The organism is Dyella sp. (assembly GCF_035486915.1).
Taxonomy (GTDB): domain Bacteria; phylum Pseudomonadota; class Gammaproteobacteria; order Xanthomonadales; family Rhodanobacteraceae; genus Dyella_B.
Genome location: NZ_DATHMR010000057.1, coordinates 1 through 13,232, shown reverse-complemented (window position 1 = coordinate 13,232; position 13,232 = coordinate 1). Strand labels below are relative to the sequence as shown.

Genomic DNA, 13,232 nt, shown 5'->3' with positions numbered 1-13,232 from the left:
CCCCAATGTGCGCCACGTTATCGACCTGCTCAGGGAGAAGCATCCGCAGGCAACTTCACGCCTCCGTTGATGACGTTGATGGGAAGACCGGAACGGAAATCCGAACGAATCACGTTACGTTCGACCGGGCGATGGCGTTTCTTCTGGTTACCAGTGAAGACGCCGACTGCACCCGTATCGGCCACACCGTATGGCGTGGCAAGCGTTGTCGGATCGAGCGCGCCATCGATCTGTGCCAGCCAACTGCCCTGCACGCCTGTGCCCAACGAGCCCAGGCCCGTCACATCGGCATCCGTGGTGGTAACCGGATCGGTGATGACGTAGTCCTCAGCATACGGTCCGGTTGCGGCGATGCCGGACACCGTCACGAGTTTGTCATTGCCCACGTATGGACTTCCAAACAATGCCGACGAATCCGTGAAGTTCACGGGGAACCCTGGCAGCACGCCTGTGCTGCTCAGTGAGACGGCATCGTTGTCGGTACCGTTGTAGGTGCGGTTGGTACCCAAAGCCGAAATGTCGATCGGCAACGGCGTAATGTTGGCGGTCGTCGTCGTCGTCGTGTCGAAGATATAGTTGCCGGCATCCGCGCCGCTGGCGCTAATGCCGTAAATCGTTACCGTCTTGCCATTGCCAACGTTTGGATCGCCAAACAGCGACGATGAATCGGTAAAGCTCACCTGATCGCCAGGCAGGATGCCAAACGGCGTGAGCGAAGTGATGTCGTTGTCGTTGCCGTTGAACACCTTGTTGGTGCCGGTCGCATTGAACGAGATCATCAGCGGCGTAATGTTGGCCGTTGTCGTCGTCGACGTATTGAGCAGAACATAGTTGCCCGCATCGGCGCCGCTATCGGCGATGCCATCCACCGTCACGATCTTGCCGTTGCCGACGTTCTTGTCGGAGAAATCAGCCGACGTATTGCTGAAGCTTATCTGGTCGCCGGGTATCACACCGGTGCTGCTCAACCCGACCGTATCGAGCGTGTTGCCGTCGTACACTTTGTTGGCACCCGTGGCATCGACCAATATGCCAAGCGGCGTGATATTCGCGGTTAAGCCGGTAGGCTGCACCAGGATGTAGTTGCTCGCGTCAGTGCCACTCACGGTCATGTCGGCCGTAACTGACTTGTTGGTTCCCACGTTCTTGTTGTCGAACGTACCCGCGGTGTCGTTGCCGAGCGCGACATTGTCGCCCGCGAACACGCCGTTGAGCATCGAGCCGCTAAGCGTGGCGTCGGTGGTGCCATTGTAGACGCGACTGTCGGCGGTCGTGCCTGTCACGTACAGCGTGGCTGGTGTGATCGTGACCCAGTCATCGCCGCCTGCGAACGTGTAATTGCTGGACAGTGCAGAACCGTTGCCCGTCAGCGTAAAACCACTCAGACCGCTAGCCGAAAACGGCTGTTGCACACCCACATTCTTGGTGTCCAGCATCCCCGTTCCTGTCAGCGTCAATGTCTGGCCGCCCACACCCGTCAGCACACCGTTGGTACCGAAGAGGCTGGCATCGGCATCTGCCGTGGCGTCATACACGCGCGTGCTGGTGAGATTGAGCACGGCTGGATTGATGGTCGCCGACGTTGCGGCAGTCGTATTGAACGTGTAGTTGCCCGCATCGGGACCCAGGGCGGTAATTCCGTTCACCGTGATTGGGACGTTGCTACCTGCATTGGGGCTGCTGAAGTTGGCGGAAGTGTCGGTAAAGCTTAGAACGTCGCCACCTATGAGGCCCGAACCTGTCAACAAGACCGTCGCGTTGGTCGTTGCATCGTACGTCCTGTCTTCACCTGAGGCGCTCACCGTGACGGCAAGCGGCGTGATGGTGAACGTGTCAGTGCCGCCAATGAGCGTGTAATTGCTACCCAGCGCCGAATTGTTGCCCGTCAGCGTGAGATCGTTCAAGTTGAATCCCGACGCATTGGTATAACTGCCTACGTTCTTGCTGGACGTGAGACCCTGCCCACTCAAGGTCAGCGTATCGCCATTGATACCGTTCAATACGCCGCTGGTGCCGAAGAGATTCGCATCGGCATCGGTATTTCCGTCATAGACGCGCGTGCCCGTCAGATTCAGCACATAGGGCGTGATGTTGGCCTGCGTGGTCGTGGTGGTGTTGAAGGTATAGTTCGAAAGATCCGTGCCGCTTCCGACAATACCGGTGACGTCGATCGGTACGTTATTAGCGGCGTTCGGTGAAGTGAAGTTGGCCGCGGAATCCGTGAAGGTGATGGTGTCGCCCGGGAGCACCGCAGTACTACTCAACGTGACAACCGCCGTGGTATTGCCGTCGTAAACCTTGTTATCGCCCGTGGCGGTGACAAGGATGGAAAGCGGCGTGATGTTCACCGTATCCGTGCCACCCACCAGCGTGTAATTGCTGGCCAGCGAACCCGCGTTACCCGCCAATGCCAGCGTGCCCAGATCGAACGCGGGCGAGCCTGTGTATGTACCGATGTTCTTGCTGTCAGTCGTTCCACTACCGGTCAACGCCAGTGTCTGGCCAGCAATACCCGGAATCACGCCGTTGGTACCGAATGAACCGGGATTGATCGTAGTCGTGCCGTTGTAAACCTGCGTACCCGACAAATTGATGATCGCCGGCGTAATGTTCGCGCTGGTCGTTGCCGTGGTGTTGAACGAGTAATTGCCCGCATCCGCACCGCTGGCCGTGATGCCGTCCACCGTGATGGGTACGCCGATACCCGCATTGGCCGTACTGAAGTTGGCGGACGTATCGCTGAAGTTGATCGTATCGCCCGCAATGATGCCCGAACCGTTCAGGCCGACCGTGGCCGTTGTCGTGCTGTCATACGTCTTGTTGGTGCCGGTTGCATCGACGACGATCGGTTTTGGCGTGATATCCGCAGTGATATCTGCCGGCTGTTGAATGATGTAGTTGCCGGCGTCGGTGCCGCTGATAGTCATGTTGGTGCTTACGTCGATGCCATTGCCGGCATTCTTCGTGGCGAACGTACCATCCGTGTCATTGCCGAGCAGGACGTTATCGCCAGTAAACACACCTGTCAGTGTAGAGCCACTCAAGCTCGCAATCGTGGTGCCGTCATAGACTTTGTTTGAGGCTATCGTTCCGTCGACAGTCAATATCGCAGGTGTAATAGTCAGCGTATCGGTGCCGCCAATAAGCGTGTAATTGCTGGCCAGCGTCGACCCGATGCCCGTCAGGCCGAGATTATTGAGGTTGAATTGAGACGTACCCGTGTAGGTACCCACGTTCTTGCTCGAAACGATGCCGGCCCCATTCAGCGTCAAGGTCTGGCCCGCGATACCCGTCAATACGCCGCTTGCACCGAAGAGGCTCGCGTTGGCGTCGGTGTTTGCATCGTACACGCGCGTGCCGCTCAGATTGAGAATGACCGGCGTGATATTCGCGCTCGTCGTGGTTGACGTATTGAAGGTGTAATTGCCCGCAGCCGTGCCGCTGGCAGTAATACCCGATACGTCAATCGGGATATTGTTTGCCACATTGGGACTGGCGAACAATGCAGATGTATCGCTGAAGGTGATGTTGTCGCCGGCGATGATGCCACTGCCACTCAAGGTGACCGCAGCATTTTCAGTAGTGTCGTAGACCTTGTTTTGACCCGTAGCCGAAACGATGATGGAAAGCGGCGTGATATTCGCCTCAAGGCCCGTGGGTTGAACGATGGAATAGTTACCTGCGCTGGCGCCGCTTAACGTCATAGCCGTTGTAACGCCGATATCGTTTCCGACATTTTTAGTGGCAAACGTACCACTGGTGTCGTTACTCAAGGTCACCGTATCGCCGGGCAGCGGCGACGAAAGCGTCGCTCCGGTAATGGTAGCGACCGTGGTCCCGTTGTAGATCTTGTTTTGCGCCTCTGCCCCACTGATGGTTAGCAGATAAGGTGTGATCTGCAGCGTGTCCGTGCCGCCGATCAAGGTGTAGTTACTGGCCAATCCGCTTCCGTTGGTGAGCGACAGTGTACCGAGACCGAAGTTACCACCCGTGTACGTGCCCACATTCGGGCTGGTTACCACGCCCGAGCCGGTCAGGTTCAATGTTTGACCCGCCACGCCCGCGACGACACCACTGGTGCCGAACAATGCTGCGTTCGCATCTTCAGCCTGATCATAGACGCGCGTACCGGAAAGATTGATCACACGAGGCGTGATGTTGGCAACCGTCGAGGCGGTTGTATTGATCAGAGTGTAGTTGCCGCCATCCGTGCCGCCTGCCGCGATGCCCAGAACACTGATGGGAATGGCGGTACCGACATTGCTCTGGTTGAAATTCGCCGATGTGTCGCTGAAGGTGACGGTATCGCCCGCCAGTACACCGGTACTGGAGAGATTGACATTCGCAGTCGTCGTCGCGTTATAGACTTTGTTCACCCCCGTGGCGCTGACCGAGATGGCCAGCGGCGTGATGTTTGCCGTGATCGTTGTCGGCTGCTCGATGATGTAGTTGCTGGCATCGATACCGCTAATGGTCATGTCGGTACTGACCGGCTTGTTGGTTCCCGCGTTCTTGTTGTCGAACGTGCCGGTGGTGTCGTTACCGAGCGTGACGCCATCACCCGCAAATACGCCACTGAGTGTCGCGCCGCTGAGGTTGGCAACCGTCGTGCCGTTGTAGACTTTGTTTGCCGCGACCGTGTCTATCACGGTAAGAATGGCAGGCGTAATAGTGACCCAATCGGTCCCGCCCACCAGCGTGTAGTTGCTGGCAAGCGTGGCACCGATGCCTGCAAGCGTGAATCCGCTCAAGCCTCCGCCGGCAAATGGCTGCTCGTTGCCGACATTCTTGGTCGACAACGTTCCCGTACCGCTCAGCTGCAAAGTCTGACCATTGATACCGGACAGCACACCGGCATTACCGAAGAGTGCCGAGGCGGCATCCGTGTTCGCATCGTAAACGCGCGTACCGGTCAGGTTGAGGACAACCGGGTTGATGACGCCGTTATCGCCGACGGCTGTTGTGGGAAGAATGTAATTGGCCAGATTCGTGCCGGGATTCGGACGGTAATCAGGCGACCCCAATGTCGCATCCACTTCCAATCCTGTACCGGCATTGGGTGTGGCGTAGCTTGATGAAGATTGCTGCGGAATCGTGGCGCCTTGCCCGGTCACGAAGCCGCTGATCGTGTAATCCGCTGCACTTAACTGCGCTGCATCGGTGCCGTCGTAGGTCTTGGTTGGGTTACCTGTAATCGTGACCGTCAGGGGTGCTGGCGTAATGTTGGCCGTCAAACCCGGCTGCGAGATAATGTAGTTGGATGCAGAAGCACCACCAATGGTGAAGCCGCTGGTCGATACAGCCAGACCGTTACCCACGTTCGTCGTACTGAATTGTCCGGTGGCACCCGTGGAGGTTAACGTGACGGTGTCACCGGCATAAAGGCCGTCCAACGTCGCACCCGTCGTGTTGAGGCTATCGAGTGTGGTGCCATCGTAAATCTTGTTGTTTGCGATAACACCGGCGATCGTCAACATCGCTGGCGTGATGTCCGCCGTCAAGCCCGTCGGTTGCACAAGCGCATAGTTGCCGGCTTCCGATCCGCTGATGCTGAAGGTGCCGGGCGTGACGGACAGGCCGTTACCCACATTCGATTGTGAGAACGTGCCGGTGGTCGCCGGCGCCAGCGTCACGTTGCCGACGTCCGTAGAAACAAGGCCAGCCAGCCCTGCCGTGCTGACATTGAGCGTGGCCGCTGTCGTGGCGTTGTACACCTTGTTGTTGGCCGATACACCCGTGATGTACAGCGGCGCTTGCGTAATCGTACCCGGACCTGTCGCTGTCGTTGGCAGGAAATAGTTGCTGAGCAGCGTGCCTGCGTTGGCAGTGTAGTCGCTCGATGCGAGATCGGCGGTGACACTTTCGCTACCCGCATTCGGACTTGCGTAATTGACCGACGATGTCGGCGTCGCCGTCGCGCCCTCGCCATTGACGAAACCCGTGAACTGAATGTTGGCCGAGGTAATCGTAGCCACCGTGGTACCGTTGTAGACCTTGGTGGGATTGCCAATGATGGAAGCTATCAGCGGTGCCGGTGTGATGGTTCCCGTGCCAAAAGCCGTGATGGGGAACTGATAGTTGTTGAGATTGGTGCCGGGTCCGGGCGTGAAGTCTGCTTCGATCATGCTGGCCGTCACCGGCTGCGCCCCGACATTCACCGTTGCGTATTGTCCGGTAATCGTCTGATTTACCGTCGCGCTATCGGTGCCCTGGAAACCGGACAAGGTGAAATCGGCGGCGGGAATCGTCGCAACATTGTTACCGTCGTACACCTTGGTGGGATTGCCGGTGATCGCTGCGCTGAAACTAAACGAGATCGGCGCGGGCGTAATGGTACCGAAGCCACTCATCAAGCCTGGCAGTACGTAGTTGGTCAACAGCGTGCCGGAACCCGCCAAGTAATTGGACGCGCTCAACGTTGCACTAACCGGCTCCACGCCCGCATTTGGCGAACCGTATGTACCGCTGGTCTGCGTTACCGTAATGCTTTGGCCAGGCAGCAATCCTGTAAGCGAATAATTGGCGCTGTTGAGTGTGGCGTCCGTGGTGCCGTCGTAGACCTTGGTCGGGTTGTTGACGATGGAACCCATCAACACGATGGGGTTGATCGTCCCCGAACCCGTCACCGATGCAGGGAAACTGTAATTGGAAAGCGACGTGCCCGATGCAGCCGAGAAATCGGATGCCTCAAGGTTCACCGTGATTGGAATGTTCGTGCCGGCATTCGGCGAGGCGTAGTTAGCCGAACTATTCTGCACCACAGTGGCGCTTTGACCTGCGACGAAACCGCTGACCGTGAAATCGGAATTAGGCACAGTCGCGGCGATTGTCGCGTCGTAAATCTTGGTTGGATTACCCGAGAGCGTGACAGTCAACGGCGCAGGAGTGATATCGGCAGTCAAACCGGATGGTTGGCTGAACGTGTAGTTGCTCGCCGCGGTACCGCCGATGCTGAACCCTGTGGCGCTCACCGCCAGATTGTTGCCAACGTTCGATTGATTGAACGTCCCTGCGGCACCGGTATCCGAAAGCGTCACGTTGTCACCGGCAACAAGGCCGCTGAGCGTGGCGTTGGTAAGGTTCAAGGTATCTGACGTGGTCGCGTCATAGACTTTGTTGTTGGCGATGACGCCGGAAACAGTCAGCGCTGCCGGCGTGATGTTTGCGCTGAGGCCTTGAGGCTGCGTCAGCATATAGTCGATAGCCTTGCTTCCCGTGAGCGTGTATCCACCCGCCGTCACCGCAAGACCATTGCCCACATTAGACTGACTGAATGTACCGGCCGCACCGGATGTCACCAGGGTGACATTGCCAGCATCGCCCGAAATGATGCCGTACAGACTGGCGTTGCTGCTGTTGAGCGTGCCCAATGTCGTGCCGTTGTAAACCTTGTTGTTGGCTAGCACGCCGCTGATCAACAACGGGGCCGGGGTGATGGTGCCGGGTCCGGTGGCCGATGTCGGCAGAATGTAATTGCTGAGAGTCGTGCCGACATTGGCGGTGAAATTCGTCGATGCGAGCGTCGCGGTAATGGTTTCCGTTCCCGCCGTAGGCGAGGCAAACGCAGACGGTACGTTATTGGTGTTGACGACCGCTCCCTGCCCTGCAACGAATCCCGCGATGCTGTAATCCACCGCAATCGCTGTCGTGCTCGTCGTGCCGTTGTAAACCTTGGTCGGATCATTGGAGACCGTAGCGGTCAGCTGCTTGGGCGTAATCGTGCCGACCGCGGCGCTGGGCGTCGCGCCGGACAGCGTGTAACCGTAAGCAGGCAAGCCACCGGACGTGGTGACGGCGATGTTGGATATGGAGCTTGGTCCAGTCACAGAGATGTTCGTACCCGCGTTTGACGTCGCATAGGCACCTGTCGCTGTCGAAATCACATTGCCGTTTACCAATCCCGTCGTCGTGAAATTGGAACCGGCAAGCGTAGCTACCGTCGTGCCGTCATAGATCTTGCTCACGGTGCCCGTCAGACCCGTAATGCGCAGAACCGGCGCCAGGCTGTAGAGGAAGCCGTTACCCGTTCCAATCGCTGCGGTTTGATAAGGGGCGTTGTACTGCACGAAAGAAGGCGTAAGGCCGCCGGTCGTATCCAAGGTCGGATTCGTCGAATAAATCAGCCAAGGTGACGATGTTCCCGTACTAACTGCGGTACCAGTGGAGTCGTTGACGAAATTCGCCGCGGTCGCGAGCGTGACACCTGCAGCACTGGTAATCGTGGCGCCCGATGCGATCGTCAGATTCGCACCATTGGCGACCATCGTAATCTTGCCAGCGCCGCTCACCGACGCAGCGACATTCACGGCGTGATACGCCAGTAGCGAAAGATTGGCGGCTGAGTTCGTCCAGCTGATCGGTGCATTAACATCGATATCGCCCGCACCCGCCGACTGCACACCGATGCCGCTTGCACCCGTCGCCGTAGTTTGTTCGGTGACGCTGGTACCGCCGTTGAGTGTGTTGTCGATCGTTGTCGCAGACGCGGCATCGATAGTCAGATCAGTCGGATCGACAAGCCACGTGCCGGCGGTTCCGTGAGGTGCTGCCGCTGTAATCTTTGCGTTACTCGCAAGATTGAAATTAGCTGCGGATGTTTCGATGGAGCCACCGCTGCCACCGCTCGGCGCACTCGCATCCAGTGTGCCGCCGACGTTGACCGTACCCGCTTCCATGCCGCCCACCAACGTGATGACACCGTTATGGTTTTCGACGGTCTGCGCTTGAATGATGCCGGTGTTGTTGACCGCGCTGGCCAAAATCGCGTTCTTGGCACCCGCTGTCATGATCACGTAGCCGCCATTGGCCTCGATCAATTCGCGGTTTTCCGCCAGATTGTTCAATGTGCTCTGATCGACTTGCACATGCAGCAGTTGATCGCCCGCGAATGTCAGCGTGATGGCGCTCCCACCACCTAACGCCACGGTGCCAAGCTGCGCGCTGACCACGCCCTGATTGGAAACATTGTTGCCAAGCAACGCAACATAGCCACCTTTGGCAGCCGTAATCGTGCCCCGGTTTACAATGCTGCCCGTGCCGTTGCCGCTGAACGTGCGGGTATTGGACGACAGCGCGTTGTCATCCACATCAAGCGTCGAGGCGACCAAGCCACCGACATTCACTTGCGCGCCCTGCCCGAACAGAACGCCGTTGGGGTTGATCAGCCACACCTGCCCATTCGCATCGAGATGCCCGTAGATCTCGCTTGGCGTACTGCTGAAGATGCGATTCACCGCAATCGAGCTGCTACCCGGCTGCACGAAATCGACTGTCTGATTCGGTGCAATGTTGAAACTCTGCCAGTTCAGCGTCAGCGTCGGACTGCTTTGCTGGATGATCGTCGTGTTGCCCAGCTGCTGGATCTGGCCGGAACCGGAGGTTATCTGACCACCTAATGGACCGCCGCCGGCGTAAACCACGCTCGCGGCAAACAGCGACGCTGCCAGCACTGACAGCATCAATCCACGCTGGCCGATCGTTCGCTTGCGCGACATCGGCGCACGCGCATCATTCTTCGCCAGCTCAGACGCGACGATCCACTGCGCGCTGGTACGGTTCCAACACAGTCGATAGATATGGTTCATGACTCGATGCACCGATGCATGGATGACTCCGAAGCACGCGTGCAGGCAGAGGGCTCGCGTTGCCACGGTCCGGTAACAGCAAAGCTTCATGTGACGGTCGAGACGAAAGCGATCGGCTTAGATCGCTCAAAAGACGGCGCAAGCGCCTGAGGAGTGTCGCATTGACGTGAAGAGGCACATCGCAGGGCATAGCGTCCGCGTGGCCGGCGGATTGCTCCTGCCAGCGCGCATCCTTGCGTGTGAACAGCGTGGGGAGCCAGCCCACTGGTGCCATTAGGGTTCCCTCAATGACGAGGTAGCCACGGCATGCCAACGTTGCAGGCGATGCAGGGCCGTCCGGCCATGCCCCCTACACGGCTTCTCACAAAACTGAATTAGTGACGCTGGCTTACAGCGCTAATCTAAAATCCACAGTCGGATTCTAGACCCAAGAATTTGAAAATAACAAGGAATTTAGACGTCCAAACACATTATTCACATTGATGAACATGCATTGCAAAAAAAGAGAAACCCAGTGAATTTAATGCTGGATTCTTTCAGCGATGTGAGGTGAGTCGCCCTTCTCGCGCGACTCACCTCCGTTACGCTGAATCAGAGCGTCTTGCGCGCTCAATAAAAGCCTTTCTGAACCTGGAACCAGAAACGCGTCGACGTGCTCACGTTCGGACCTACCAACTGGGGTGTATTACCCACCGGTTTGGCGATACTCGTGCTAAGCAACCATTCGTTCGGCGCCGTCCAGTGAAGGCCCACGCCAACGCTGTTCAAACGCGCTGAATTTGTCCCGGGCAGAAAGGGATTCTTATAAGCCTCGATATGCCCGCTATCGGCGAATATCGACGCCTGCCACGGACCGGGCATCAGCGAAAACGTGAAATCGTGACGGTATTCGATCGTGGCGAGATTACCTTCTGCACCCGAAACAACACCGACGTCGTAACCGCGCACGGTGTTCGGGCCGCCGAGATAGAACTGCTCGGACGTATCCAAATTCTTGTTGGCGAGTTGGCCGGAGAAACCGAAATAGAGCGCGTTGGTCGTATCGAGCTGCTGCAATCGCGAAACAGAATAATCCCATTTGGTGTACGTGCCCGCCGTGCGTGCACCGAAATAGTCGAAGAACAGCGTCTGGAAGTTGTCCAGATAAAGATGTCCGTAAGTACCGCTGATATTGAAGTTCGTCACGCCGGTCGAATCGCGCTGGTCCCCCGCGACGGTGAGCGTCCAGCTATCGGAATGGCGATCGGTTTGGATGCCGACGATATCGATGTTGTCGTGCAAACGCTTGTGATCGTATTCCACCTGCGCGTACAGATTGCCTGCCGTGTTGCGAATAAACGGCTGGGAGAGATTCACGCTCTGCGTGGTTGCCGTGCCGTGCGCATGAAGATCCTGCAGACCGTTGCCAAGCTTGTAGCTGAGACCCGAAACGGCCAAACCTAGCGTGGTGCCCTGCCCATCCAGTAAATAGCGATAGCTGAGGCGCCCGTAGTCCATGCCGCCGCCAGAGGTGACGCCACTGAAATCCAGCAGGTCGCCTTGATGGAAAAGGCCGTTCACGTCGAACGTGCCGCTCAAGCGCACGCGATCGGTATAACTGTTGCCGTAGTCATCCAGACCTAATGTGCCGGTATAACGAGGCGCGGATGTCACGTTCACCGTCAGATCGGACGTCCCCACCGCTTCACCCGGACTGACGACTGAACTAACCAATGCACCCGGGATATCGGTCAGCAGTAACAGACTGCGCTCCAGTGTGTAGTCGGTCACCGACTGACCCGATTGCAGCGGCGACAACGTTGCATTGAGCGGGTAGTTGGAGACCGCACTGTTGTTCTGCAACGTCACCTTGCCGTAGCGTGCCTCAATAACGGCGATGCGTACCACGCCATCCTGCACAGTCTGCTGCGGCACATAGGCCGAATCGAGCGGATACCCATGCGCGCGATAGGCCCCCGTTATGCGGTCGGCGAGATCGTCCAGATCATTTAGCGTCAGATTGCGGCCCTCACCCGATGCGATCAAGGCATGCAAACGTTCGGTCGAGAGCAACGTGTTGCCGCTGATATCGATGCGACGCACATAGAAGCTGGCCGTACTCGTCGAGCGCGGCTTGTTCGGCGTCTGCATTTGCAGATTGAGATTCGATGAAGGCACCTGCGTCTGCGGCTGCACCTGCTGCAAAATCTGACCGCTGTTGGTGGGAGGCGTCACACTATGCGTTTGCGCGTAAAGCGCATGACTGCTCAAAGCCAATGAAAGTGCGAGGGCGAGCGAAGAAAATCGGGGAATGCGCTGCATGGAGGTCATGAGTAAACAGTCCGGCAAGAATGGGGCTGCCGGGTGCGCCGCAGCGCACCCGGTCGTTTTGATTGTCAGGGCGATGCATCCAGCGGCAGGCGCACACCGTCACCATCCACCTGCAGCGGGAATCCCGAATGGAAGTCCGAACGAATACGATTGCGCTCGATCGGCTTGTGCTGCAGCTTGTGGTTACCGATATAGACGCCCACCGTATCCGATGCTGCCGAGCCGTAAGGCGTGGCGAGCGATGCCGGATACAGCGTGGACTGCATCTGGGCGATCCATCCACCGTCGATACCCGTTCCCGCGTAACCCACGCCTGTGATGTTGGCATCGGTCGTCGTGACAGGGTCAGCGACGATGTAGTTACCCGCATCCGGTCCGGTCAAGCTGATGCCCGAAACCGTCACCGGCTTGTTGTTACCCACGTACGGATTGTTGAAGTTCGATGATGTATCGACGAAGCCCACCTGATCGCCGCTCAACACACCGGTGCTGCCCAGCGTAACGGTGTCGCCAACCTTGCCGTTGTAGGGACGGCTCGTACCGGTGGCGCTAATCGTGATCGACAGCGGCGTAATAGAAAGCGCATCGGTGCCACCGATCAGCGTGTAGTTGCTGGCCAAACCGCTGCCATCGGAAAGCGTCAACCCACCGACGGTGAACTGCCCCGCTCCCGAATATGTGCCGACGTTCTTGCTCGCGACCGAACCCGAACCGCTCAAATTCAGCGTTTGGCCGTTGACACCCATAAGGACACCGTTATTGCCAAACAAGTTGGCATTTGCATCGGTCTGCCCGTCGTACACACGCGTGCCACTCAGATTGATAACGGCTGGCGTGATGTTCGCCGTGGTCGTCGTGGTCGTATTGAAGATGTAGTTACCCGCATCCGCACCGCTACCGGTAATGCCGGACACGCCGATGGAAATACCGTTGCCAGCATTAGACGTGCTGAAGTTCGCAGAGCCGTCATTGAAGGTGACCTGATCACCCGCGAGAACGCCGCTGCTGCCGAGTCCTACCGTTGCTGTGGTGGTGCCGTCATAGACCTTGTTATTACCCGTTGCATCCACCGTAATAGCGAGCGGCGTGATGGACAGCGTGTCGGTGCCACCGATCAGCGTGTAGTTGCTGGCCAGGCCGGTTCCGTCGGAAAGCGACAAGCCGCCTAAGTTGAACTGACCCGTTCCGGTGTACGTACCGACGTTCTTGCTGATTACCGAACCCGTGCCGTTCAAATTGAGCGTCTGACCGTTAACGCCTGTCACCAGACCACCGTTACTGAACAAGCTGGCGTCCGCATCGGTTTGTCCGTCGTACACCCGAGTGCCGCTCAGATTG

At 57.8% G+C, this 13,232-nt stretch carries 3 protein-coding genes; all 3 read right to left on the bottom strand.

The features are described from left to right. Positions 1 to 29: 29 nt before the first annotated feature. Complete coding sequence (locus VK725_RS04920) at positions 30 to 9,584, bottom strand: YDG domain-containing protein (RefSeq protein ID WP_325316941.1); 9,555 nt, start codon at positions 9,582 to 9,584, stop codon at positions 30 to 32. Between the two features lie 609 nt (positions 9,585 to 10,193). Then, positions 10,194 to 11,894, bottom strand: coding sequence for a ShlB/FhaC/HecB family hemolysin secretion/activation protein (locus VK725_RS04915; RefSeq protein WP_325316940.1), 1,701 nt, complete (start codon positions 11,892 to 11,894; stop codon positions 10,194 to 10,196). Positions 11,895 to 11,959: 65 nt separating this feature from the next. After that, on the bottom strand, positions 11,960 to 13,232 hold a 1,273-nt coding region (locus tag VK725_RS04910), incomplete at its 5' end, for a YDG domain-containing protein (RefSeq protein WP_325316939.1).

What these genes read in the sequence shown, in the direction of transcription:
- VK725_RS04920 (WP_325316941.1), bottom strand. Translation starts at nt 9,584, where the DNA reads ATGAACCATATCTATCGACTGTGTTGGAACCGTACCAGCGCGCAGTGG.
- VK725_RS04915 (WP_325316940.1), bottom strand. Translation starts at nt 11,894, where the DNA reads ATGACCTCCATGCAGCGCATTCCCCGATTTTCTTCGCTCGCCCTCGCA.